Here is a 23,902-nt window from a genome sequence, read left to right as displayed (position 1 = left end):
AGATGTGTATAAGAGACAGGGGTGGGGACCGGGGGTGCGACCGTGAGGCACGCATCGGTCGACTTGCCGCTGAACGTCTTGTCGAAAGCGTGGTCGCCGTCGCCGGACGTCACGGAGACGGACCAGGTGTGCTTGCGGGTCGCGTCGAGGGGGAACGTGTCGTCGAAGGCGCTCGGGCCGAAGGTCGCGGCGCCGTGGTCGGTGTCGTCGAGGACGACGTCGACCGTCGAGTTCCCCGGGTAGTTCGCGAGGGCGACGTGCAACTGGGTGCACGATGCCGACACCTCGGGGGTGTGTGCCGAGGCGACTCCGGTCACCGCGACGGCTGCGATGCCGCCGACGATGATCGAGGCCGCGGCGCCGCCGATGGTGCGGGTGAGGATGCGTGCCATGTTCTGTTCTCCAGGGATTCGGGTACTCCGAGGAGGGCCACCCGGGCAGGCGAGGCAGCATCGATCAGGACACCGTGGGCAGGGACCCACAGCGAGGGCACGGGCAGGGTGACCAGTGCGTCCGACACGAGAGGGTGCTCGTGCCGCCGGAGAGGATGCAGACGTCGGTTCGAACTCGGGTGTTCCGTCCACGTGACCCCTCGGGTAGGGGTCGAGCAAAGCCTAGTTCCGCTCAGGTACCAGCACGGTCAGGAAGTCTCGAGAGCGGGGTACGGACCGTCGACGCAGGCCTCCGGCGCACACTGCCGTCTCGGGTCCGGTCAGCGTGGGGCGGTCGTCCGGCGGGCGACGAGGCGCGGCTCGACCAGGACCTCGGTGGGGGTCAGCCCCGGGTCCGCGATCCGTTCGAGCAGCCGCGCCCCGGCACCCCGGCCGATGTCGATGCTGCGGTCGTCGATGCTCGTCAGGCCCACGTACCTCGAGGCCGCGATCGGGGTGTCGTCGTACCCGATCACCGAGATGTCCTCGGGCACGCGCAGACCTCGGTCGGCGACGGCGGACATCGCGCCGAGCGCGGTCACGTCGTTCGCGGCGAACACCGCGGTGACCTCGGGGTGCTCGTCGAGGAGGCGGTGCGTCCCGGTGAACCCGGTCTCCTCGGTGACGTCGGCAGTGAGCACCACGGCAACTCCGGTCACGTCGGAAGAACCGGTCACCTCGGGCGGACTGGCAGTCTCGGACGGACCGGGCACGCCGGACGATCCGGGCACGCCGGACGAACCGATCGCATCCGACGACGCGGCGACGCCGGTGTCCGACCCGGCAGGCCGTGCACCCGCGGCGTCGATGGCGGCCCGCCATCCCTCGAGTCGGGCGTCGCTCGCCGCCGAGTGCCCACCGACGAAGCCGAGCCGCACGTGCCCGAGTCCGATGAGGTGCTCCGCCGCCATGCGTCCGCCGGCCAGGTCGTCGTTCGCCACGGTGTCGGCCCGCGGGAGCGCTGCCCGTCCGCCGGCGACGACGACCGGGGTACCGGCAGGGACGACGAGGTCCGGGTCCGGCTCGCCCGCGATCACCAGACCCTCGACGCGCATGGACAGGAACCCCTCGACGGGGGAGACGTCGAGCCCCGTGTTGAGGAACCGGTCCGCGACGACGAGTCGGTGTCCCTGGTCCTGTAGCGACTCGCGGAGGCCGGTGAGCAGGTCGACGAACCACTGGTTCCGGAAATCGTCGAGCACCACGCCGATGGTCCGGGAGCGGGTGCCGGCGAGCGACACCGCCGCCGTCGAAGGGCGGTAGTCGAGCTCCTGGATCGCCGCGAGGACCGCTGCCCGACGCTGCTCGCTCACCCGCGGGGAACGCTGCAGCACGAGGGACACGAGCGACTTCGACACCCCCGCGCGAGCGGCGACGTCGTAGATCGTCGCGGGCTTGGTGTTCCCCATCGTCATCCTCGACCTCCGGCTGCGCACCCGCCGGGTGCGTCCCCACGATGGTACCGCTGTCGCGCTCCACGCCCCGGGGCGGGTGCGGCATCGCCGGACGCGCCGCGAGGCATCTCCCGGCCGCCCCGCTCGGGATCGCCCGGTGCCGTTCGGACCCGCACAACGAGAACCCGTCCGAACCACGGCATCGCGTGGTTCGGACGGGTTCCTGTTGTGCGCAGCCCGCCGGCTCGCCGGCTCGGCCGGCCCGGTTCGCCCCGGTCAGCCGATCAGGCTCGGCCGCAGGTCGCGCAGCGTCCGCGTCCGCGTCTGCCGCGCCGTGACGAGGTACGACACGAGCAGCGCCCCGAGCAGCCAGCAGAGCAGGACGCCGGCGTCGCTCCAGGCCGTGGCGAGCGACCCGCCGTACATCGTCTGCCGGATCGCGTCGACGGAGTACGTCATCGGCAGCGCGAAGTGCAGCGCGGCGAGCGGCCCCGGCAGCGTCTGCCACGGGAACGTGCCGCCCGCGGTGACGAGCTGGATGAGCATGAGCACCAGCCCGAGGAACTGCCCGACCGAGCCGAGCAGCACGTTGAGCGTCATGATGATCGCCGCGAACGTCGCGGATGCCAGGACCATGATCCCGACCGTCCCGCCGGCGTGCACCACGTCGAGGTCCAGCGCGTACCGGACGATGAGGAACAGCGCCACCATCTGCACGACTCCGAGGAGCGCCGGGGTCAGCCAGCCGCCGAACACGACACGCAGTGGGCGTCGGACGGCGGTGATCGCGCGCTTCGAGATCGGCTTGAGGATGAGGAACAGCGCGTACATGCCGATCCAGGCGGCCAGCGAGATGAAGAACGGAGCCAGGCCGGCGCCGTAGTTCGACGCGGCGGCGACGTTGTCGTCGCCGACCTTCACCGGGTCGGAGATGACCTTCGCCTGCGACGCCCGCTGGGACGCGGTCGACGCCGGGATCTTGGTCCGTCCCTCGTCCAGCTGGGACGCCAGTTCCGAGGAGCCGGACTCGAGCGAGTGCAGGCCGGTGGCGAGGGACTTCGCACCCGCGTCGGCCGAAGCCGCTCCGCTGGCGAGCTGCGACGCTCCCGAGGACAACTCCGGGGCCGCTGCGGCGAGCTCCTGCGTCCCGCCGGCGACCTGCGCGGCGCCGTCGGACAGGGTCGAAGCCCCGGAGGCGGCGGTCGCGATCCCCGAGGAGAGCGCCGGTGCCGCGTCCGCCAGCGTCGCGGCTCCCGCCGACACCTGCTGCGCGCCGGTGCTCAGCGTGTCGATCTTCGCCGTGGTGTCGCGAAGCTGCTGCTGGGCGTCCGTCCCGGCGCTGTTCGCTTGCTGCACGGCCGACCTCACGGTGGCGGTGAGCGCCTGCTCCTGCTCCGGCGTGAGGGTGACACCCTCGGGCAGGTTCGACGTGATGTCGGCGATGACGGTGTCCGCGTCGAGCGGCTGGATCGCCTGCACGGTCGTGTTCGCCGCGTCCACCTGCTCCGCGAGCTCGGCGTTGCCGGCCGCGACCTGCGCCGCCCCGTCTGCGAGCTCCCGGGTCTGGTCCGGCAGCGCGGCCGTCTGCTGCTGCGCGGACCGGAGGCCCGTGGCGAGCGATGCGGCACCGGTCGCGACCTGCTGCGCGCCGGAGTTCAGCGTCGCGGTCTGCGCGGGCAGCGCGGCTGTGCTCGACGCCAGGGTGGAGGCGCCGGCGGAGAGCTGCGCGGTACCGGCCTGGAGGGTGTCGGCCCCGTTCGCGGCGGTCGTCGCACCGGAGGCGAGCTTGCCCGCCCCGTCGACGGCGTCACCCAGGCTGTCCCGCACGTCGGCGAGCCCGACGAGCAGGGTGCTGGCGGCCTCCTTCCCGACGCGTTCGGCGACGGCCGTCCGCATGGTCTTGCCCGCCTGCTCCGCGATGGTCGAGGCGAGGTAGGAGTTCGTGTCCGCCGTCGTCATCACGAGTTCGGCGCGCTTCGGGTGGTCGGACTGCGCCGAGGCCAGGGACTCCGAGAAGTCGTGCGGGATCGTCACCACGAAGTCGTAGGTGCCGTTGCGGACACCGGAGCGGGCGTCGGCGGCGGTGGTGCGCTTCCAGTCGAAGTCACCGCCGTCGATGGCCTGCTGCGCGACGTCCTTGCCGTAGTCGACGTGTTCGCCGTCGAGGGTGGCGCCGGCGTCCTGGTCGACGATCGCGGCCGGGACCTGGTCGAGCTTGGCGTAGGGGTCGCGGTTGGCCCAGAGGTAGGCGCCGCCGTACAGCAGCGGCACGCACATCAGCGCGATGAACGCGAGGCGGGCGAGCGGGGTGGCGGTCAGGCGCGCGAGTTCGGCGCGGACGAGCGAGGGGATGGTCACGAGCGGGTCTCCAGGGGAGCGGTGGCGTCGGTGGTGTCGGTCGGGAGGCCGGTGTCGGGCCCGCCGGTCCGGGTCGCGTCCTCGGGACCCTCGGTGGTGCTGGTGCTGGTGCTGGTGTCGTCGCTGGCGTCGAGCGGCTCGTCGGCGATCGTGTCGAGCAGGGCCGAGGCCGTCTCCGCCGCGGCCTTCGAGGTCACGAGCACGACGGTCACCCCACGTCGGGCGATCTCGCGGACGACGGCGAACCAGTCCGCGACCGCCCCGCCGTGCCGCTCCGGCGACGTGATCACGAGCCCGGTGACGTCGGGCCGCAGGAGTGCCAGTTCGGCGAGCAGCCGCACGCGGACGTCCGTCGGCACGCGCTGCACGTGCGTGTCGGTCCAGCTCGTCATGCCGAGCTCGTCGAGCACGGTCGCGACGTCGCCGCGAGAGGGCCGGCGTCCGGCGAACGCGAGCTCTTCGTGCACGATCCGCTTGAGGCTCATCACCGGGAACGGCTCGGCGACGCCCGGGGTGTCGACGAGGGCGAACGAGCGGCGGATGCCCGCGGGGTCGTCGTGTCCGTCGAGCAGGACCCGTCCGGTGTCGGGCTTCATCCGACCGCCGGCGACCAGGGACGCCAGCACGGGTGCCTGCTCGGTCTCGACGGCGACGATGCCCGGGTGACCTGGGGCCGCGACGGCACTGACGGCGGGGAGCGCGGCGCCGGGTCCGGTGCCGATGCCGACTGCGGCGAGTTCGAGCGTCATGCGGGGTCCTCCGGGAGGGTGGCGGGGAGAGCGAGCAGGGCGGTGCGCCAGTCGACGCCCGCCATGCCGAGGGCGGAGAGGACGACCATCCGGCGGCCGGCGTCGTCCGGGGTGGCGGAGCGCGTGGCTTCGTCGAGGACCGCCAGGCAGGCGCCCTCGACCAGGCGGCCGAGGGTCGCGGCGTCGACGTCGTCGCGCATGGTGCCGTCGGCGATGCCGAGGGTGCACGCGTCGCGGACTTGCTCGCGCAGCGGGGCGAACACGGTGGCGACGGTCTCGACGAGGGGTCCGCGGACGGCGATGACCGCCATCGAGCGGACGTGCGAGACCTCGGTCCAGAGGGTCACCGCGATCGCGGCCAGTCGGGAGGCCGGGGGCAGGTCGGCGAGTGCGGCCCGGCTGGGCATCGCGGCCAGGATGCGCTCGGCTCCGCCGGTCACGACCTCGCGCATGAGGTCGTCACGGGAGGGGAAGTGTCCGTAGATCGCACGTCGGGACAGTCCGGCGTGCGCGGCGATCGACTCGAGCGACGCGTCCGGATCCGCCTGCAGGAGGGTCCGGGCAGCCTGGACGAGGGCGGCGCGGTTCTCGGTCGCGTCCCGTCGTGGCGCGCGTGCGGGCCGATCGGTGGTGGTCATGCACCCATCGTAGTAACCTGCACACTAGTGTGCAACTTCGGAGAACCACAGGTTCTGTCCCCTGAACTGCCGACTCCCCGTGCTGAGGGCGAGCACTTAGCTTCATGAGGACTTCACCCGAAGTTCGGACAACCCAGGAGTGTGCTGCGTGCCACGTGCGACACCACCCACCATCCCTTCCCGTCGGTACCGCTCCCCGCGACTGCTGACCTCGATCGTCGCGGTCGCGGCGCTGGCCTGCGGCGGACTCGCCGTCGGCGGTGCGGCCTCCGCGGCACCGGCCACCGCCGCCTCGGCCGGCCTCAAGCTCTCCGCCCCGCTGCGGAACGCGTCCCCGACCAAGACGGTCAGCGCGTTCGTCCGCACGACCGGCGCCGGCGCGCTCGAGGTCGACGCGCAGGCGAAGGGCGGCGACCTCACCCGCTCGAAGACCCCGTCGTCCGCCGCGAAGAGCCGGCTCGCGACGATCCGCTCGACCAACGCGAAGGTCCTCAGCGCCGTCAAGGGTGCGGACCGGAAGGCCGCCGAGCTGTACTCGACCGAGTACACCGTCCCCGGCGTCGCGGTCGTCGCCGACGTCGCGGCCTTCACCGAGCTCGCGAAGCGCTCCGACGTGCTGAGCATCGTCCCGCTGCTGCCGAAGAAGGTCGTCGAGCCCGAGCAGAGCACGTCGGCGGGTGCCGCACCCTCGGGCGTCGACCCCGACCTCGCGAAGCCCGGTGCCGACGGCGTCGCGCCGAAGAACGCCGCGAGCGACCTGTACACGAAGGCCGTCGACGCCTGGACCCAGACCGGACGCACCGGCAAGGGCGTCAACGTCGCCGTGATCGACACCGGCCTGGACTACACGCAGGCCGACTTCGGCGGTCCGGGCACCACCGCCGCCTACCAGGAGGCCCTCGCCAGCACCGGCGCCCCGGCCTCGAGCTGGTACGACCCCTCGAAGTTCCTCGGCGGCTACGACTTCGCCGGCCCCACGTACAACGCGGACCCGACGGACCCGGACGCCTACGACCCGGTGCCCGCGCCGGATGCCAACCCCATCGACGGCAAGGGCGGCGACCACGGCACCCACGTGGCCGGCACCGCCGCCGGCTTCGGCCTGAACGCCGACAAGACGACCTTCCGCGGTGACTACTCGACCCTCACCCCGCAGCAGGTGCAGGACATGTGGGTCGGCCCGGGCAGCGCCCCGCAGGCCGGTCTCTACTCGCTCAAGGTGTTCGGCGACGAGGGCGGCTCGACCGACCTGACCGGTGCCGCGCTCGACTGGGTCGGGCAGTCCCTCACCGAGGGCAAGAGCATCAACGTCATCAACCTGTCGCTCGGTTCCGACTACGGGGCAGCCGACGACCCGGACAACGCCAAGATCGACGCGCTCACGGCCCGCGGTGTGCTGCCCGTGATCGCTGCTGGCAACGCCGACGACTTCACCGACATCGGGGGCTCGCCGGGCAACTCGGCCGGCGCCCTGACCGTCGCCGCTGCCGCGACCGGACAGAGCCTCTTCGACGGTGTCGAGGCGACCGCCCCGGCGGACGTCGCGAAGACCTGGCGCGCGCAGTACTCGCAGAACCACCAGGGCCCGCTCCCCGTCGAGGGCGACGTCGTCGTCCCCACCACGGACATCGACGGCTGCACGGCGTTCAGCGCCGACCAGGCCGCTGCGATCGCGGGCAAGGTCGTCTGGCTGAAGTGGACCGACGGCGCCCTCGAGTGCGGCTCCGGTGTCCGCTTCAACAACGTCCAGGCCGCCGGCGGCATCGGCGTCCTCCTCGCCGGCACGGTGAACACCTTCGACTCGGGCATCGCGGGCAACGCGACCATCCCGGGTGCGGAACTGACCCGTGAGAGCGTGACGGGCCTCCAGGCCGCGGCGAAGGCCGGGACCCTGCACGTCCGGTTCGCGGACGAGCTCAAGGGCTTCCAGCTCGCCACCGACGCCGAGACGGTCAACACCCTGGCGTCCTTCAGCAGCCGCGGTGAGCACGGTTCCTACGGCGACGTCGTCAAGCCGGACATCGCCGGCCCCGGGGTCAACGTGATCTCGGCCGCCAACGGCACCGGCAACGACCGTCTGTCGCTCAGCGGCACCTCGATGGCCACCCCGCACGTCGCCGGCGTCGCCGCGCTGGCGTTCGAGGCCCACCCGGGCTGGACGGCACCGGAGATCAAGGCAGCGCTCATGAACACGGCCACGCACGACGTGCGCCAGAGCGCGAAGGACGGCCAGTCGGCGACCCTGCTCCGCCAGGGCACCGGCCGGGTCGACGCACTCCAGGCCGTGCAGGACGGAACCACCGTCCGCAGCCAGGAGAACGGGCAGCTCGTCACGGCCTCCTTCGGCGTCGTCGAGGTCGGCGCGGCGACCACCGAGAAGCGCACCCTGCTGGTGCGCAACACCTCGGCCACCGCGCACACCTACCGCGTCGCGTACGAGTCGCGCATCGCGCAGCCCGGCGTCGTCTTCACGCTGAACACCGACACGGTCACCGTCCCTGCCGGCGGCACCGCCACGGTCACGGTCACCATGACGATCGCCGACCCGACGCTCCTGCGGAAGGTCATCGACCCGACGCAGGTCGCCGTCGAGGGCGGCACCCCGCGGGAGTTCGTCCCGGCCGCCACCGGCCTGGTCACGTTCACCCCGGCCGCCGACGGCGTCACGCCGCTCCGACTCGGCGTCTACGCCGCGCCGGAGCCGGTCAGCGCACTGCACGCGGACGACGTCGTGTTCTCCGGCAAGGCCCGCACCAGCACCATCACGATGGAGGGCCGCGGCCTGTCCCAGGGAACCGGCACGACCGGCTACCGGGCGCTCGTCGCACCGTTCCAGCTCGGTGGCACCGACCCGCAGGAGTCGTTCCCGGACGGCACCGCGAAGCAGACGCTCCGTGGCGCGGACATCCGTGCCTACGGCGCCAACTCCACGGCGCTCGGCCTGGCCGACAAGTCGAAGGGCCTGGTGTCGTTCGGCGTCCAGACCGACGGCGCCGAGTCGAACCCCGGCCAGTCGAACAACGTCGAGGTGCTCATCGACACCAACCGTGACGGTGACCCCGACTACCTGACGTACGACACCAAGTCGGCGACGGCGGACGTGACGGTCGTGACGACGCTCGACCTGCACCAGAAGGACCCGAAGAAGCAGGTCGTGGACACGCGCCCCCTCGGCGGTGTCGCAGCCGGCGTCGACGTCAACACGTTCGACTCCGCGGTCAAGGTGCTGCCGGTGTCGCTCGCGGCGCTCGGGTACACGGCGAAGTCGAAGACCGCGGTGTTCGACTACTCGGTCGTGACCGAGTCGTCCTACTCGCCGACGCTGCCCATGGCTGCGTCCTCGGTGGTCGACGAGACGAAGGTCGCGACCTACAACGCCTTCCAGCCGGCGGTGTCGTTCACCGCGAACGGGGCGTCGAGCCTGACGTACCCGGACACGGCGATCAAGGTCATCCGGGCCTCGGCCACCTCGACCTCGGCGAAGGTGCTGCTCCTGCACCTGCACAACGCGCCGGGCGACCAGGCGGACCTGCTCAGCACGACCTCGGTGACGCCGAAGCTCGCGCTGGTGTCCGGCCGTGTGGTCGTCACCGGCTCGCTGGAGATCCGGGCGAACCTGAAGTCGCACACCGGCACCTGGAACGCGGACGGCGTCACGTTCACGTACAAGTGGCTGCGTGACGGCAAGGACGTCGGGGTGTCGCGGTCGACCTACAAGACCGGGCCGAAGGACGTCGGGCACAGGATCTCGTTCGTCCTGACCGCGAAGAAGTCCGGGTACGAGACCGCTTCGGTCACCTCGCCCCAGACGGGCAAGATCACGAAGTAGCACCGACAACAGCACAGAGCGAGACGAGCGGGCGGTCCGGGAACGGGCCGCCCGCTCCGTCGTGTGACGCCGTGTGCTGTGGACCACCGGTGGGAAGTGCGCCTACAGGACAGGTAGTTAGACGAACTAGGTACTTCGTGCCAGTGTTGCAGTATGCGAACGAACAGCCTGGTGCAGCTCCGGCAGAACCCGATGGAGTGGCGTCGCCGCGGCCTGACCCCGCCGGACGTCATCCGGGCCATGGTGGAGGAGCGCCTCGCCGAACCCGGTCACACCCAGGTGGTCGGAGACCCCTCGTACGCGGACTTCTTCCGCGGCTGACGTCCCCCTCTAGCGCGCTGGAGGTGGTCGCCATGACTGAAGTATCAGATCAGATGCTAGTATATCGCCATGGCAACCCAACTAGACGACCCCGGCGCACCGCCCCGCTCGGCGGGGACAGACCTCGTCAGCGGTGCCGATCAATCGCGTCCGACGGTCCTCCACGTCACCACGTGCTTCGCAGGCGGCGTCAGCAGAGCGGTGTGCGCGACTGCTTCGGCGACGCCTGACCACACGCACCGTCTCCTCGCTGCCGGAGCGGATCTCGACCGTGCGGTCGCTGCCGACGCCTTCGACTCGATCTGTGAGCTGCCCGGCGGCTTCGTCCGGCAACTCCGTCGGGTCCGCGCCGAACTCCTGCGCGTGCAGCCGACGATCGTCCACGCGCACTCGAGTTGGGCCGGGGTGCTCGTCCGGCTCGCGGCACCACGCGGGGCGTCGATCGTCTACCAGCCGCACGGCTACGTGTGCGAGCGGCGGGGATCCCTGGTGGGGCTCGTCGGGTTCGTGGTCGAAGCGGCCCTCGCCCAGCGGCGTCAGTGTGTCGCAGTCCTCTCCGCGCGGGAAGACCGGCTCGCTCGACTCATGAACCCCCGTGGCGCCACGGTCCTCGTGCCGAACGTGCCGTCCGTGGGCAGCACCGGGATCAGGACCGACCGGGCGGTGGCCCGTCCGCCGCGCATCGCGATGATCGGCCGTGCATGTCACCAGAAGGACCCACGGCTCTTCCTGCGGGTCGTCCGCCGCCTCCGGCAGCAGGTGCCGGACCTCGAAGCCGTCTGGATCGGCGAGGGGGAAGCGCGACACGAGCGGGCACTCGAGCGTGGCGGCATCCAGGTCACCGGCTGGCTCTCGGACGCGGAACTCGTGTCCGAGATCGCCGATGTCGACGCCATCGTGCACACCGCGCGCTACGAGGGCTTCCCGATCAGCGTCCTCGACGCGGCGGCCCGGGGAGTGCCGGTGGTCGCCAGGAGGATCCCCGCGTTCGAGGGCACGACGCTGCGACAGGCACACGGTGCGCGCGGCCTCGCCGAACAGGTCGTCCGCTGCCTCGACGACAAGGCGGTCGCCCGGGACACCGCCGTCGGTGCGTCGCTGTTGCTCCGTCTGATGAACCACGAGGTGCAGTCCACGTCGTTCCGCCACCTCTACCGCGATGCGGCCGTGCTCGGACGTCGGGCCCTCGGACGATGAACGTCCTCTTCCCGAGCAGGGTCGTCGACCGACACGTCGGCGGCAACACCACCTACGCACGACAGCTCGTCCGAGGTGTCCGGGCAGCCGGGCACACCACCGGCGTCCTCCCCGCGGCAGGTCATCCGGCGATCACTGCGGCACTGGAGACACTGGCCGGCCTCAGGCGGTCCGCCGAGACCGTCATCCACTACAGTGCCGACACCGGTCCGGTCATCCCGACGCGAGTCCCGAGCATCGTCACCGTGCACGGTGTCGCGAGCAGGTGGGTCGACGTCGCGCGGTCGCCAGCCCAGGAGCGGGTCTGGCGCACACGCGTCCACCGGGCCATCCGGTCGACCTCTGGCCTGATCACGGTCTCGCAGTCGGCGGCGGACGACATCGCTGCGGTCTTCGACGTCGATCCCACGACCATCTCGGTCATCCCGCACGGCATCGACCACGACGCGTTCACCACCCCGGCGGCACTCGGGGATCGCTTCCAGCACCTCCGAGACCGACCGTTCGCGCTGTACCTCGGCAACATCGAGCCGCGGAAGAACCTGCTCGAACTCGTCCGCGCGTTCGAGAGCCCGGCACTCCGTGCATCCGGCGTGCGACTCGTCCTCGCCGGGCGGCCCGCCTGGCGGTACCGGGACGTCCTCGACCGTGTGGCGTCGTCTCAGAACTGCGAGTACCTCGGTTTCGTCTCCGACGATGAGCGGGCTGCCCTCATGCAGCACACCCGGCTGTTCGTCTTCCCGAGTCTCTACGAGGGCTTCGGGTTCCCCGTGCTCGAGGCCCTGGCTGCTGGCGTGCCCGTCGCAGCGAGTCGGCGGGGCTCCCTCGCCGAGGTCGCCGGCCCGAGCTGGCCACTCGAGGACCTCTCCGAACGGGGTCTGGTCGAGGGGGTCTCGGCGGCGCTCGCGGACGACCGTTGGTGCGCGGACGTCCGGTCCGCCGGTCCAGCATGGGCGGGTCGCTTCAGTTGGGAGAGCAGCGTCGGCGAGCACCTCCATCGCTACGCGGAGGTACTGCGATGACGACGGTGGCCATCCTGCACGCGTACAGCGCCTCGAACGCCGGGGACGGGCTCCTCGTCGATGCGGCGATCGACCTCCTCGACGGCATCGACCCAGAGACCGAGTACACGGTCTTCGCCCGCTACCCGGAGTCGTTCACTCCGCGCGACCGCGTCCGCTTCCTGTCGACACGATGGACTGCACGCTCCGGGCTGTCCGGACTGCGGAGCCTCGGCCGCCTCGACGACTTCGACCTCGTCGTCGGGGTCGGCGGCGGCTACCTGCGCTTCGGCGGGGTCGTCGAGACCCTCAAGACGTCCATCGCCCATCTTCCGCAGTTGGTGGCCGCTGCCCGGACCGCGACGCCCACGGTGTACCTGCCGCAATCGATCGGCCCCGAGGGGCGGGTGATCCGCCGCGTCCTCCGGAGCCTGCTCGCTGAGATCGACCTCGTGTGCCTGCGGGACGACCGCTCGGTGCGCGAACTCGGCTTGCCGAACGCCGTACGGATGCCGGACATGGCCCTGCTCGACCCGGACTGGGCGACCCGGACGGCGCCGCTCCGCGACCGGACTCCGGTGCTGTCGGTGCGCCCGGTGCGCCGAGCGGGCTGGACGCGGATCCTCGAACTCGCCGCTGTGCTCAGACCCTTCGACGGATGGGTCCAGAGCAGGGGCGCCGGCAACGACGACGACCGCGCCGTCGGAGCCACGTGCCCCGAGCGGGTCCTCGACCGGGACGAGTACGTCAACGGACCTCGGCGCGTGGTGGTCGCGGTCCGGTTGCACGCGGCGCTCATGGCGCTCCGGGCCGGTCATTGGGTCGTCCACCTGGCGTACGAGCGGAAGGGCTTCGGCGCCTTCGACGACCTCGGCCTGAGCGAGTACGTGCAATCGGTGTACGCGTTCGATCCGACCGCCGTGGACGAGCAGATCCGGCAACTGGTCGCGGACCCCGAGCTGCGGGGGCGCTACGACGCGGCCGTCTCGGTCGCTCTCCGCGGGTTCGATGAACACCGCACGGCATTGTCCGACCGGTTGGCCGAACTGGCCGGGGCACGCGCCACGGCGACGACCGAGTGAACGCCCGCCGCTCCTCCGCGGCCGCGTCGAGCGTCGGCATGGTCCTCAGCGGCGCCGCCCTCCCCGTCGGACCGGCTTTCGTCCAAGTGGTCGCTGCCCGGACGCTCGACCTGCCGTCACAGGCAGCGGTGGCGCTGGCGCTCAGCGTCGGCGCGTTCCTGAGCGGTGTCGTCTGTGCCGTGTTCGCCGAGGCACGACTCGCCGATCCGGACGTCCCCAGGGAGCACCGGACGACGGGGTCCCGGCTCGGTGCGGTCGCCGCGACGACGGCCACGGTGCTGGTCCTCGTCGCACCCACCACGCACAGCGTGATGGTCGCGCTGCCCGTGCTGATGGCGGCGCTGCAGATCGGCCGGGTGAACGCCGTCGTCCGAGGACACTGGCGGTCGGAGCTCATCGGTGCCGTCCTCCTCGTGGCAGCGGGGGTGATCGCGTCCGTCCTCTCCCCGAGCATCGGAGCGCGCGCGTTCGGGCTCCTCGCCGTCGGCATGGTCGTTCCGGTCGTGCTGCGGTGCATCGTCGACCCGGCGGTGCGGCCGTGGGCGGTCCCGCTGCGCCGTCGCGTCGTCGTCGGTGTGGAGACGTGTCTGGTGGCGGCAGTGCCGCTCGTGCTGACCGCGGTCGTCTTCACTGTCCTGGGTCCGGCAGCCGCGGTGGCATTCCGGCTGGTCCTGACGGTGCTCGGTGTCCTGCAGCCCGTCCTGGGGTACCTGCGCACCGTGCTGCTCGCCCGCCCGGCCCCCCGACTCGTCGTGACGCTGTCGACCATGTCGATCGGGGCTCTCGCCGCCGTGGTCGCGGCGCACCTGCTCGGGGTGCCGCATCAGGTGTTCGGCCCCGGCTGGGACGTCAGCACTGCCGCGGTGGTCGCTGCGTGCCTGTGGAAGGTGGCCAGCATCCCCGCCACCGTTCCGTTCGCGCAACTCCGTCGCGACGGAGCCGTCCTCGACGTGATGGCACTCCGTGCCGCGGTGGCGGTCGGCGCGGTCCTGGGATCGGTGCTCGCGGTCGAACTCGGACTGGGGCTCGTCGGCGTGTTCACCGTCCTGGCATCGTCCGAGATCCTGGCCTTCGTCCTGTTCTCGGCCAAGGCGGGCCGATCCTGCGGCCGTCGCCCGAGCCGGGCTGCACAACCGGCCGGCGACCGTCCCTGAGCCGGATCCTCCACGGCCGCGCCCGTCGTGGACGTGACGCGACCACCTGCAGGACGGGAGGCCCGGTACCAGCTGGTACCGGGCCTCCCGTCATGTGCATCCTGACTCGTCGTCAGTTGCCGATCTTGTCGTCGGCAGCCTTCTCGGCCTTGTCGACCTGGTCGCCGTGGCCACCACCGGTGGCCTTGTCGGCCGCGCCGGCGGCCTTGTCCAGGCCGGAGTCGCTGGCCTTCTCGCCCTTGTCGCTGTTCGCGAAGTCCTTGGCCTTGTCGCTGAGGTCGCTCATGGTGTTCCTTCCGTTCGTCGGATCACTGACGGGGTCGAGCGTGCTCGGAGCGCCATCCGTGCGCGCTCAGGCGTGCGCGCTCAGACCTGCACTGACCGGACGCCGTCTGCTGCTCAGGCGTCGGGACGCTCGTCGGCGGCCTCGCGCCCGCGGTCGGTCTCGGGCATGACGTCCTGCGGGGCGCTCTCGACCGAACCGATGCCGCCGTCGGTGAGCTCCTCGGCCTGCTGGGTGTCCAGCAGGCGGTTCATGTCGTCGATGGGGTCGCTCATGGTGGTTCCTCTCGTCGGGGCGGTCGTCGTGCTCATCCAGCGTGCTCCGGAGGGCCACCGCTCTCCACAGCTGGCGTCGTGCCGGTGACGCGGAGATGACCAGCCGATAGACTCGGGTGGACCACCGGCCCGGACGGCCGTGTGCGGTCCTCCGCCAACGTGAGGAGAACCAGATGCCCGCAGCAGTCATCATCGGCGCCCAGTGGGGCGACGAGGGCAAGGGGAAGGCCACCGACCTCCTCGGTTCCCGCATCGACTACGTCGTGAAGTTCAACGGTGGCAACAACGCCGGACACACGGTCGTCGTCGGCGGTGAGAAGTACGCGTTGCACCTGCTGCCCTCGGGCATCCTCACCCCGGGCGTCACCCCGATCATCGGCAACGGGGTCGTCGTCGACCTCGAGGTCCTGTTCCAGGAGCTCGACGCGCTGAAGGCCCGCGGTGTCGACGTGTCGAAGCTCCGCGTCTCCGCGAACGCCCACGTCATCACGCACTACCACCGCACCATCGACAAGGTGACGGAGCGCTTCCTCGGCAAGCGCCAGATCGGCACCACCGGTCGTGGCATCGGCCCGACCTACGCGGACAAGATCAACCGCGTCGGCATCCGCATCCAGGACATCTTCGACGAGAACATCCTCCGGCAGAAGGTCGAAGCGGCCCTCGACCAGAAGAACCACCTGCTGGTCAAGGTCTTCAACCGCCGTGCGATCGACGCCAAGGAAGTGGTCGAGTCGCTGCTGTCCTTCGCCGACCGCCTGCGTCCGATGGTCGCCGACACGGCGCTCGAGATCCACCGTGCCCTCGAGCGGGGCGAGACCGTCCTGTTCGAAGCCGGCCAGGCCACCATGCTCGACGTCGACCACGGCACCTACCCGTTCGTGACGTCATCGTCCGCCACGGCCGGTGGCGCCGCCACCGGGTCCGGGATCGGCCCGGGCAAGCTCGAGCGGATCATCGGCATCGTCAAGGCGTACACGACCCGCGTCGGCGCCGGCCCGTTCCCGACCGAGCTGTTCGACGAGTCGGGGGAGTTCCTCCGCGCCAACGGCTTCGAGTTCGGCACCACGACCGGTCGCCCACGTCGCTGCGGCTGGTACGACGCCCCCATCGCCCGCTACACGGCACGCATCAACGGCGTGACGGACTTCGTGCTGACCAAGCTCGACGTCCTCACCGGCCTCGAGACGATCCCCGTCTGCGTGGCGTACGAGGTGGACGGTCAGCGCGTGGACGAGGTGCCCGTGTCGCAGTCGGACTTCCACCACGCCAAGCCCGTTTACCAGGAGTTCCCCGGCTGGTCCGAGGACATCACCGGCGTCCGGACCTTCGAGGACCTGCCGAAGAACGCGCAGGACTACGTGCTCGCGGTCGAGGCGATGTCCGGAGCGCGGATCTCGGCGATCGGTGTCGGCCCCGGGCGTGACGCGATCGTCGTCCGGCACGACCTGCTCGGCCAGGGCTGAGCGTGCGGATCCTCTTCGTCTGTAGCGGCAACATCTGCCGGTCACCGCTCGGTGCGCAGGTGCTGCAGGAGCGTCTCGGTCCGGCTGCCTCGGTGCACGTCGTCGAGTCGGCCGGCACCATCGCCGACGACGGTGCCGTGATGGACGGTGCCGCCGCCGGGCAGTCCGTCCGGCTCGGCGGACATCCGGAGGCGCACCGGTCCCGGTACCTGACCGAGCAGATCGCGGGCTCCGCGGACCTGGTGCTGACGGCCGAACGCTCCCACCGTGCCGCGGTCGTGCAGCTCGCGCCGCGCGCTGCGAAGCGGGCGTTCACGATCAAGCAGTTCGCGCGGGTGCTCGGTGGCCTGGAGCCCGGGGACCTGGCGGACGTGCACTCGCCGGAAGCCCTGGTCGAGCGGGTCGCCCGGCTGCGCGGGACCGTGCCGCCGCCTGCTGACACGGCAGACGACGACGTGGACGACCCCTACCGTCGTTCGGAGTCCACGCACGTGCGGGTCGCTGACGAGATCGACGCTGCGCTGACGACCATCGCGGACGCCCTGCGCGCGGTGTCCTGAGGCCCGGACGCCCCGTCGACGCGGGCGTCTCGCGTGGACGCGGGCGTCTCGCGTCGACGCGGGCGTCCCGCGTCGTACCCCGGTCGGCCGTCGTCCGGATGACGAGTACCCCGATCGGCCCTGCTGTACCCCGAACGCCGGGGGGCGAAGCCCGGAGTTCCGGGCTTCGCGGATGAACATCCGGGGCTGAACCCGTGAATCGACGGGCCTCGCTGTCGATCGGCGCGATCGGTGTCGTAGCGTTCACGTACTGCAGCACGTACCCCGAACACGACAGGAGAGCGCGATGACCACGACCATCAACCGGACCGCAACCGGGACCGACGTCACCCTCGACACCGACACCGTCGACATCGTCGCCGTCCTGGAGGCCGAGGCCGCCACCAGCGCCCGTGCCGCGCGGGCCAAGCTCACCTGGACGCTCGAGGGCGACGACGAGTGGGTCGCCAACTACGGCGGGTACTTCGGCGGCTCCGTCGACAAGCGCGACGGCCGCTACGTCGCCTCGGACACCTTCGGCCTGGTCGTCGGCGACTTCACCTCGCTCGAGGACGCGCAGACCGCGCTCGCCGGGCACCTGCACGTGATGCTCCCGTCGGTCATCCGCCCGACCGCGTAGCGCTCCCCGCTCCACTGACGACGCCCCACCGGCTGCGGCCGGTGGGGCGTCGTCGTGTCCGGAGCGTGTTCCGGGTCACTCCGGCAGGCGGTAGCTCCCGACCGTGATCGCGTGGGCGCCCTGCCCGGCGAGCACCCGCACGACAGCGTCGGCGCGGGCGCGGTTCGGCACCGAGTCCTTGGCCGCCCAGGACGCCAGAGCCGACTGCAGTTCGTGGTCGTTCGTCACGATGCTCGTCGTCACGGTGCCGCTGCGGTCCTCCGGCTCCACGAACGTCGCTGCCGAGGGTGACGAGTAGAAGACGCACGTGTCGAACCAGGTGCGGGACACACCGGTCTGCTCGTCGACGAAACGAGCGAGCCGTCGGGCCTGCTGCCGCACCTGCTGCGCCGGCGACGCCCCCTTCGCCTGGACCCGGACCTGCCACCAGTTCTCGGCCTCCTCCTCACCGTTGAGGACCGTGCGGCTCCGCACCTGCACGGCGAACGGCGGCACGAGGGACGATTCGTCGACCAGGTTCCGGAACGCCGGGTGCACCTCGCTCGGACGGCGTCCGTCGAACACGATCCCGCCCCAGCGCTTGTTCTCGATGACCAGACCGCGGCCGGACTCGGACACGAGCACGTGGTCGGCCTGCGCGACGAACTTCCGCCACGGACCCTGCTCGGTCTCGCCGACGGGGACGAACACGACGTTCGTCATCAGCACCCCGCTCACCCCGGCGGCACGGCAGGCCCGGAGGACCGCCTGCTCGGACGCCTCCTCCCACTTCATGCCTCGACGGGCGAGCGCGCGGCTCTCCTCCGCTTCGGTGAGTGCGTCCCGCCGAGCAGCGTCGGCCGCCGCGACCTGCGCCGCCCGGTCGGCCTCGAGCCGCGCGGTGGCGTCCCGGTGCTCCGCCTCGCGCTGGGCGAGCTCCGCAGCACGCGTCCGTTCGGCGGCGTCGAGCTCGGCGCGGGCAGAGGTCTGGTGTCGCCGCAGGAGGACCGCCAGGACGACCACCACGACGGCGAGCCCCCCGGCGACCAACCACGGCACGAGGTCGTCGGTCATGGCACCACCCCACCACGTGCTGCGGCCTGGAGGCGCGTGGTGCGTCGGCGCGTCCTCGTCGCCTCCGCCGTCAGTACGGTGGGCGCATGACGCAGCGGGGTTCGACGTGGGGGTTCTGGCTCTGGGCGGTCAGCGGCGTCGTCGTCTCGATCGCAGCCGGGGTCCTGCTCGGCTCGTGGTTCCGCATCGCTGCCGCCGTCGCCATCGGATGGGGTGTGTTCGCCGTCACCGCCTTCCCCACGCGAGCGCGGTTGGACGTGCGGCAGCCGTGGCTCTGGGGGTTCTCGGCCGCGATGCTGGTCCTGCTCATCGGTGTCTCGCTGCTGCTCGGTGCCGTCGGTCTCAGCAACGACGAGCGGACGGACAGCCCCCTCCCGGGCGCAGTCCTCGGTGGGGTCCTGACGGCAGCGGGCGCCCTGTCACTCCTCCTCGGTCGGGCCTGGCAGCGTCGCAGGGCGGTCGACGCCGAGGTCGAGCGGTACCGCGTGGAGCAGCAGCTACCGGGCACCGCCGACGACGCCGCCTGAGTCAGACCGCTGACCCTGCCGCGCCCGCGCCTGCAGCCGCGAACCGGTCCGTCGTCTCGAGCAGCGCGTCGAGGATGCCCGGCTCGTCGAACGCGTGCCCGGCGTCGTCGATCAGCCGGAACTCTGCCGACGGCAGCGCCCGGTGCAGGTCCCACGCGGTGACGGCCGGCGTGCACATGTCGTAGCGCCCCTGCACGATGACGGTCGGGATCTCGCGCAGCCGGTCGGCGTCGCGGATCAGCTGGCTGTCCTCGAACCAGCCGTCGTGGGTGAAGTAGTGGTTCTCGATCCGGGCGAACGCCAGCGCGTACGTCGGGTCCGCGTACCGGGCGACCAGGTCCGGTCGGGGCAGCAGCGTGATCGAGGCCGCCTCCCAGCTCGCCCAGGCGACCGCGGCGGGTCCGTGCACGGCGGGGTCCGGGTCGGCCAGCAGGCGTTCGAACACGCGGACCAGGCCGCCGGGCTGCCGTTCCTCGGGTGCCAGGGGAGCGAGGTACCCCTCCCACAGGTCGGGCAGCACGTTCGCGGCCCCGCCCTCGTAGAACCAGTCGATCTCGCTCGGCCGCAGTGTGAAGATCCCGCGGAGCACCAGTTCCGTGACCCGCTCCGGGTGCGTCTCGGCGTACGCCAGGGCCAGTGCCGACCCCCACGACCCGCCGAACACCTGCCACGCGTCGATCCCCAGGTGCGCACGCAGTCGCTCGATGTCGCCGACCAGGTTCCAGGTCGTGTTCGTGGACAGGTCGGTGGCCGGGTCGCCGGCGTGCGGGAGGCTGCGGCCGCAGTTGCGCTGGTCGAACAGGACGATCCGGTAGCGCGCCGGGTCGAACAGGCGACGGTGGTCGGGTGAGCAGCCGGCGCCGGGCCCGCCGTGCAGGAACACGACGGGCTTGCCGTCCGGTGAGCCGCACTCCTCCCAGTAGACCTGCTGGCCGTCGCCGACGTCGAGCAGGCCGGAGCGGTTCGGTTCGAGCGGTGGGTACAGCTGGCGCACGGGGGCCTCTCGGACGACGGGGCAGGACGGGGTGGGGGCGCTGCCACCGTACCGAGCCGTCGCGGAACCGGCGACCACGACACCTCGAGAGGCGGATCGCTCGGCTCGTGGGACGATGGAGTCCGTGTCCCCTGCCGTGCCTCGCCGCTCGTTCCTGTCGATGGCAGCACTGGCGGGCGTGACCATCGTCAGCTCCGTCGCGCTGTCCGGTTGCACGACGTTCCCGCGCGCCTTCAGGAGTGCGGCCGCCGGCTGTGCTCCCCGCCGTGCGTCCGAGGTGGTGCCCGACACCGGGTCCCTGTTCGGCGTGAACCTGGACTGGGGCCGTCAGACGCTCGAGGAGTACGCGACGCTGCTGGGGCACAGGCCCGCAGTCGCGGTCGTGTTCGCGGACGTCCCGCTCGGAGCGCAGGACGTCGAGGACGTGCGCGGCGCCGCCGACCAGGTGCGCGGCCAGGGTGGCACGCTGCTCCTGACACTCGAACCGCAGGACGGCCTGCAGTCCGTCACGGACGACGTCGCTGACGACGTCGCCGCCCTGGTGAACGATATCCAGGAGAGCGGCGTTCCGGTCATCGTCCGTTTCGCACACGAGATGAACGGGTCCTGGTACCCCTGGGGCCAGCAGCCCGACGCGTACGTCGGTGCCTTCCGCCGCGTGGCCCGGGCGCTGCGGAGCGGGGCGCCGGGCAGCGCGACGATGTGGGCGCCGAACGAGGGTGGCGGCTACCCCTTCCACGGCAATCCCGCTGCAGCCGTCGCCGGCACGCTCGCGTTCGAGGTGCTCGACACTGACGGCGACGGGGCCCTCACGGCACGTGACGACCCGTACACGCCCTACTACCCGGGCGATGACGTGGTCGACTGGGTCGGCTTGTCCATCTACCACTGGGGAGCCGCGGCACCCTGGGGTGCGAACGTCCTGCCGGAAGAGGGCAAGTTCGCAGCGAAGCTCACCGGTACGTACAACGGTGCCGGCGGTGACGAGACCCCCGTACCCGACTTCTACGACCTGTTCGGGGTGCGCCGCAACAAGCCGGTCGCCGTTCCCGAGACCGCCGCGCTCGTCGTCCCGCGGGGCGACCCCGAGGGTGAACGCGCCATCAAGCAGGCCTGGTGGTCGCAGGTCTTCTCCGCCGAGACCGCTTCCCGCTTCCCGAACGTGCGGATGATCAACTGGTTCGAGTGGGACAAGTACGAGACCGAGGTGCAGGAGCACGTCGACTGGACGGTCCTACACGACCCGGCCACCCGTGCTGCCTTCATCGGAGGGCTGCCCGGATGGCTGCACTTCGCGGAGGCCCCGCAGTCGTGCCGGACGGCGGAACCCGGCCGGTGACCCGGTGCCCCTCCCGGCGAGGGGGCCCTTCGGAGGCGACCGCGGAACGACGGACGGGAGGCACGGTGCGGACCCGCACCGTGCCTCCCGTGGTGTGCGGTGTGGGCTACTGCTCCGTCGGCGTGATCCGGGGCAGGGTGCCCAGTCGTCGGCGGACGAGGACCGCGGTCCCCGCGGCGAGCAGCAGGAGCGCCGTCACACCGAGGACGCCGAGGCCGTGCGCACCCGTGAAGGCGAGGTCGCCGTCCGGTGCGGTGCCGTCGCCGGTGCCCGGGCCGTCAGCGCCCGGCAGGAGGGCACCCGGCGCGGGGGTCACCGTGCCGTCGTCACCCGAGCCGTCACCACCGTCACCGGGAGCCGGCGACCCGGGGTCGGTCGGGGTCGGGTCGGTCGGGTCGGCATCGTCCGGCAGGGCGACCGCGAACGCGACCGCTGCACCGCTGCGGGTGCCGATCGACTGGACGGCCTGGGCCTCACCGGTCGCTGCGGCGCGGACGAGTGCGGCGGCTCGCACGGCGTCGACGTCCTCGCCGGCGAGCTCGACCGACCAGGTGCCGTCCTCGGCGACCTCGGTGCTGCCGGTGACCGCGCCGGAGAGCGTGACGGTGGCGCCCGGGTGGCCGGAGCCGGTGACGGCGGTCGGGGCGACCTCGGTGCCCGGCTCGTCGACGGTCAGCGCGTCGAGGTCGGCGCGGGCGGTCAGCCAGGACTCGGCACCGATCGGGTGGTCGACCACGCGGGTCTCACCGATGCAGCCGTTCCAGCCGTTCGTGGCGGCGTCGTCGACCCAGTCGCTGCCGAACAGCCACGGCATGCCGTCCTGCACGGTCTGCCCACCGGTGTCGGTCGCGTTGCGGAGCACCGGGGCGCCGTCGATGTACATCGTGGTGGTGCGGGCGTCGACGTCGTTCACGAGGGCGACGTGCAGCCAGCGGCCGGGGATGATCTCGCCCGACCAGGCGGTGCGGTCACCCTTCGACGGGTCGGCGGTCACCTCGGTCCACTGGAACTCCTTGAGGTTCGAGATGCCGAGCGCCGCGGGCGACGCCGTCCAGTCCCAGCGGGTCTGCGGGACGCCGATCTGCGAGCGGTTGCCGCTGCGGACGATCGCCTTCGACCACGAGTTCGCGCCGTCGGTCCACGAGGGATCGACCTCGAGGAACGTCTCGATCGTGTAGCCCTCCGGGAAGGTGGCCCGGTCGACGGCCGTGTCACCGGGGGAGGTGAGCGCGCTGAAGCGCTTCGCGGCCTTGTCGGCGTTCGCGAAGCAGAGACCGGCGCCGTCCGAGGAGAGCGGGTGCGCCTCGTCGGTGACGGTCACGTCGCCGTCCTGCGCGGTCGGGGATCCCGACTCGGCGTGGGTCATGCGGGTGAGGTCCGCATCGCCGACGACGTCGTCCACGGTGGCGCCGGGCGCCAGGGTGCCGGTCTCCTGCTCACCGGGACGCCACCAGGCGAGGGTGCCGTCGACGATGGTGTGGTCGGCGCGGCCGCCGGGGAGCTCGGTCGTGACGGGTGGTGCGCCCTCGAAGCCGTCGAGGAGCATCTGCCGTGCCCGTTCGATGAGCGGCGGCTCGTCGGCGCTGCCCGCGCGGAAGTCCGGCGCGAAGCCGGCGAACCGGGTCCGGAAGTCCACCGGCACGCTGTAGCGCTGGTTGGTGGCGTCGAGCAGCGGCTGGTCGTAGGACGTCAGCGTCTCGGTCGGCTTCCACGTCACCCACGGCGACGCGGTCTGCATGGCCAGGGTGCCGTTCGTCAGGTCGAACTCCATGAGGCCGAGGTAGCCGTTGCCGCCCTCGTAGTCCATCTGGTGGTCGATGAGGACCTGCGTGACCGCGTGCCCGGCGTCGTTCGTGCGGCTCTTCCACGTCGAGCCGTGGAAGTGGCCGTTCAGCGTCAGGAACACCTGGTCGTTCGGGGCGATGACGTTCTTCCACAGGCGCTCGCCGTAGGCCGTGTCCACCGCGGTGAGGCCGTCGGTGGCGATGTTGATGACCTCGTGCGAGGTGAGGATCGTCGGCAGCGTCGGGTGGGCCACGATGACCTGGTTCGCCCATGCGAGCGTCTCGTCGGAGGCCCGCCACGGCAGTGCGAGCGAGAGGAACCGCTGCCCCTCGGCCTCGAACACGTGGAACTGGCTCAGCCCGGTGCGGTCCGTGCCCGACTCGACGGTCGGTTGGCCGGTGGCGCGGCTGGCCGGGAAGGTCTTCAGGTACGGCTCGGCGGCGAGGTCGTACGACGTGTCGAACACCGTGTCCGCGGAGTTCCGGACGTCGTGGTTGCCGGTCGTGACGCTGTACGGCATGTCTGCCGCGTCGAGCACGGACATCGCCCGGTCGGCGGCCTGCCACTCGCCGGCCTGTCCCACCTGGTCGACGACGTCGCCGACGTGGGTGGTGAACGGGATGTGCAGCTCGTCGGCGTTGTCGGCGAGCCACTGCGTCTGCACGTGGAACGGGTCGTCGCCGTAGCGGGGGAGGAACTGCGACGCCGAGTAGCGGGAGTAGAACTGCGTGTCCGGCAGCACCGCGAGGGTGAAGCGGGAGGCGAGGTCGGCGGCCGGGGCGGCGGCAGCCGACCTCGCCTCCCGCTTCACCCTCGCGGTGCTGCCGGACACGCAGTTCTACTCCCG

At 71.7% G+C, this 23,902-nt stretch carries 21 protein-coding genes; 11 read left to right on the top strand and 10 right to left on the bottom strand.

Translation table 11 applies throughout. The features are described from left to right. From DEI89_RS16610 to DEI89_RS16590, 5 genes are all read right to left on the bottom strand, one after another. Positions 1-392: hypothetical protein (locus DEI89_RS16610; RefSeq protein ID WP_146236834.1), on the bottom strand; the 392-nt coding region annotated here is incomplete at its 3' end. Between the two features lie 320 nt (positions 393-712). After that, a complete protein-coding gene (locus DEI89_RS16605; protein WP_110905171.1) occupies positions 713-1,840 on the bottom strand; it encodes a LacI family DNA-binding transcriptional regulator in 1,128 nt (375 codons plus the stop codon). Between the two features lie 261 nt (positions 1,841-2,101). Continuing rightward, a complete protein-coding gene (locus DEI89_RS16600) occupies positions 2,102-4,183 on the bottom strand; it encodes a YhgE/Pip domain-containing protein (RefSeq protein WP_110905170.1) in 2,082 nt (693 codons plus the stop codon). Then, positions 4,180-4,932 (bottom strand): hypothetical protein, encoded by a 753-nt coding sequence (locus DEI89_RS16595; protein WP_110905169.1) that lies wholly within the window; start codon positions 4,930-4,932, stop codon positions 4,180-4,182. Before DEI89_RS16595 ends, DEI89_RS16600 begins: the two co-directional genes overlap by 4 nt. Then, entirely contained in the window at positions 4,929-5,570 is a 642-nt protein-coding gene (locus DEI89_RS16590) for a TetR/AcrR family transcriptional regulator (RefSeq protein ID WP_110905168.1), read from the bottom strand. The genes DEI89_RS16595 and DEI89_RS16590 overlap by 4 nt, the downstream gene beginning before the upstream one ends. 148 nt (positions 5,571-5,718) lie before the next feature. Here DEI89_RS16590 and DEI89_RS16585 point away from each other — a divergent pair, with 148 nt between their 5' ends. From DEI89_RS16585 to DEI89_RS16565, 6 genes are all read left to right on the top strand, one after another. Next, a complete protein-coding gene (locus DEI89_RS16585; RefSeq protein WP_181421709.1) occupies positions 5,719-9,399 on the top strand; it encodes a S8 family serine peptidase in 3,681 nt (1,226 codons plus the stop codon). Between the two features lie 153 nt (positions 9,400-9,552). Beyond that, entirely contained in the window at positions 9,553-9,720 is a 168-nt protein-coding gene (locus tag DEI89_RS17460) for an acetyltransferase (RefSeq protein ID WP_146236833.1), read from the top strand. 69 nt (positions 9,721-9,789) lie between these two features. Further along, positions 9,790-10,917, top strand: coding sequence for a glycosyltransferase (locus DEI89_RS16580; RefSeq protein WP_110905166.1), 1,128 nt, complete (start codon positions 9,790-9,792; stop codon positions 10,915-10,917). After that, entirely contained in the window at positions 10,914-11,939 is a 1,026-nt protein-coding gene (locus tag DEI89_RS16575; protein ID WP_110905165.1) for a glycosyltransferase family 1 protein, read from the top strand. Before DEI89_RS16580 ends, DEI89_RS16575 begins: the two co-directional genes overlap by 4 nt. Continuing rightward, entirely contained in the window at positions 11,936-13,000 is a 1,065-nt protein-coding gene (locus tag DEI89_RS16570) for a polysaccharide pyruvyl transferase family protein (RefSeq protein WP_181421708.1), read from the top strand. The genes DEI89_RS16575 and DEI89_RS16570 overlap by 4 nt, the downstream gene beginning before the upstream one ends. Beyond that, a complete protein-coding gene (locus tag DEI89_RS16565) occupies positions 12,997-14,154 on the top strand; it encodes a hypothetical protein (protein WP_110905163.1) in 1,158 nt (385 codons plus the stop codon). The genes DEI89_RS16570 and DEI89_RS16565 overlap by 4 nt, the downstream gene beginning before the upstream one ends. Positions 14,155-14,266: 112 nt before the next feature. Here DEI89_RS16565 and DEI89_RS16560 read toward each other — a convergent pair whose 3' ends face one another. Together DEI89_RS16560 and DEI89_RS17875 are read right to left on the bottom strand one after the other, a co-directional pair. Further along, on the bottom strand, positions 14,267-14,440 hold the full coding sequence (locus DEI89_RS16560; RefSeq protein ID WP_110905162.1) for an Rv0909 family putative TA system antitoxin: 174 nt from the start codon (positions 14,438-14,440) through the stop codon (positions 14,267-14,269). 113 nt (positions 14,441-14,553) lie between these two features. After that, positions 14,554-14,712, bottom strand: coding sequence for a hypothetical protein (locus DEI89_RS17875; protein WP_181421707.1), 159 nt, complete (start codon positions 14,710-14,712; stop codon positions 14,554-14,556). 173 nt (positions 14,713-14,885) lie between these two features. On the opposite strand from DEI89_RS17875, the gene DEI89_RS16555 reads away from it, so the two are divergent. The 3 genes from DEI89_RS16555 to DEI89_RS16545 all read left to right on the top strand — a co-directional run bounded on the left by DEI89_RS16555 (position 14,886) and on the right by DEI89_RS16545 (position 17,357). Further along, on the top strand, positions 14,886-16,178 hold the full coding sequence (locus DEI89_RS16555; RefSeq protein WP_110905161.1) for an adenylosuccinate synthase: 1,293 nt from the start codon (positions 14,886-14,888) through the stop codon (positions 16,176-16,178). Between the two features lie 2 nt (positions 16,179-16,180). Beyond that, positions 16,181-16,738, top strand: a complete 558-nt coding sequence (locus DEI89_RS16550) for a low molecular weight phosphatase family protein (RefSeq protein WP_181421706.1) — start codon at positions 16,181-16,183, stop codon at positions 16,736-16,738. A gap of 286 nt (positions 16,739-17,024) precedes the next feature. After that, positions 17,025-17,357, top strand: coding sequence for a hypothetical protein (locus DEI89_RS16545; protein WP_110905159.1), 333 nt, complete (start codon positions 17,025-17,027; stop codon positions 17,355-17,357). Between the two features lie 75 nt (positions 17,358-17,432). Here DEI89_RS16545 and DEI89_RS16540 read toward each other — a convergent pair whose 3' ends face one another. Next, positions 17,433-18,410, bottom strand: a complete 978-nt coding sequence (locus tag DEI89_RS16540) for a hypothetical protein (RefSeq protein ID WP_110905158.1) — start codon at positions 18,408-18,410, stop codon at positions 17,433-17,435. An 86-nt stretch (positions 18,411-18,496) separates the two neighbouring features. Here DEI89_RS16540 and DEI89_RS16535 point away from each other — a divergent pair, with 86 nt between their 5' ends. After that, positions 18,497-18,937, top strand: a complete 441-nt coding sequence (locus tag DEI89_RS16535; protein ID WP_110905157.1) for a hypothetical protein — start codon at positions 18,497-18,499, stop codon at positions 18,935-18,937. A 1-nt stretch (position 18,938) separates the two neighbouring features. On the opposite strand, the gene pip is transcribed toward DEI89_RS16535, so the two are convergent. Beyond that, positions 18,939-19,931 (bottom strand): prolyl aminopeptidase, encoded by a 993-nt coding sequence (gene pip / locus DEI89_RS16530; protein ID WP_110905173.1) that lies wholly within the window; start codon positions 19,929-19,931, stop codon positions 18,939-18,941. Between the two features lie 124 nt (positions 19,932-20,055). Here pip and DEI89_RS16525 point away from each other — a divergent pair, with 124 nt between their 5' ends. Continuing rightward, positions 20,056-21,270 carry a glycoside hydrolase family 26 protein gene (locus DEI89_RS16525; RefSeq protein ID WP_258369017.1) on the top strand — a complete coding sequence of 405 codons (1,215 nt, stop codon included), beginning with the start codon at positions 20,056-20,058 and terminating at the stop codon, positions 21,268-21,270. A gap of 106 nt (positions 21,271-21,376) precedes the next feature. Here the strand turns inward: DEI89_RS16525 and DEI89_RS16520 are convergent, their stop codons facing one another. Further along, on the bottom strand, positions 21,377-23,887 hold the full coding sequence (locus tag DEI89_RS16520) for a LamG-like jellyroll fold domain-containing protein (protein WP_110905156.1): 2,511 nt from the start codon (positions 23,885-23,887) through the stop codon (positions 21,377-21,379). Positions 23,888-23,902 lie beyond the last annotated feature (15 nt).

This window comes from Curtobacterium sp. MCBD17_030 (assembly GCF_003224255.1).
In the GTDB taxonomy this organism is placed as follows: Bacteria; Actinomycetota; Actinomycetes; order Actinomycetales; family Microbacteriaceae; genus Curtobacterium.
The sequence above is the reverse complement of the archived record's forward strand: the minus strand, read 5'-3'. Positions and strand labels throughout refer to the sequence as shown.

Excerpts from the sequence above, each read along its gene's own strand:
- DEI89_RS16540 (WP_110905158.1), bottom strand. The coding sequence starts at position 18,410 with ATGACCGACGACCTCGTGCCGTGGTTGGTCGCCGGGGGGCTCGCCGTC.
- DEI89_RS16535 (WP_110905157.1), top strand. The coding sequence starts at position 18,497 with ATGACGCAGCGGGGTTCGACGTGGGGGTTCTGGCTCTGGGCGGTCAGC.
- DEI89_RS17460 (WP_146236833.1), top strand. The coding sequence starts at position 9,553 with ATGCGAACGAACAGCCTGGTGCAGCTCCGGCAGAACCCGATGGAGTGG.
- DEI89_RS16605 (WP_110905171.1), bottom strand. The coding sequence starts at position 1,840 with ATGGGGAACACCAAGCCCGCGACGATCTACGACGTCGCCGCTCGCGCG.
- DEI89_RS17875 (WP_181421707.1), bottom strand. The coding sequence starts at position 14,712 with ATGAGCGACCCCATCGACGACATGAACCGCCTGCTGGACACCCAGCAG.
- DEI89_RS16580 (WP_110905166.1), top strand. The coding sequence starts at position 9,790 with ATGGCAACCCAACTAGACGACCCCGGCGCACCGCCCCGCTCGGCGGGG.
- DEI89_RS16570 (WP_181421708.1), top strand. The coding sequence starts at position 11,936 with ATGACGACGGTGGCCATCCTGCACGCGTACAGCGCCTCGAACGCCGGG.
- DEI89_RS16560 (WP_110905162.1), bottom strand. The coding sequence starts at position 14,440 with ATGAGCGACCTCAGCGACAAGGCCAAGGACTTCGCGAACAGCGACAAG.
- DEI89_RS16555 (WP_110905161.1), top strand. The coding sequence starts at position 14,886 with ATGCCCGCAGCAGTCATCATCGGCGCCCAGTGGGGCGACGAGGGCAAG.
- DEI89_RS16575 (WP_110905165.1), top strand. The coding sequence starts at position 10,914 with ATGAACGTCCTCTTCCCGAGCAGGGTCGTCGACCGACACGTCGGCGGC.
- DEI89_RS16595 (WP_110905169.1), bottom strand. The coding sequence starts at position 4,932 with ATGACGCTCGAACTCGCCGCAGTCGGCATCGGCACCGGACCCGGCGCC.
- DEI89_RS16545 (WP_110905159.1), top strand. The coding sequence starts at position 17,025 with ATGACCACGACCATCAACCGGACCGCAACCGGGACCGACGTCACCCTC.
- DEI89_RS16590 (WP_110905168.1), bottom strand. The coding sequence starts at position 5,570 with ATGACCACCACCGATCGGCCCGCACGCGCGCCACGACGGGACGCGACC.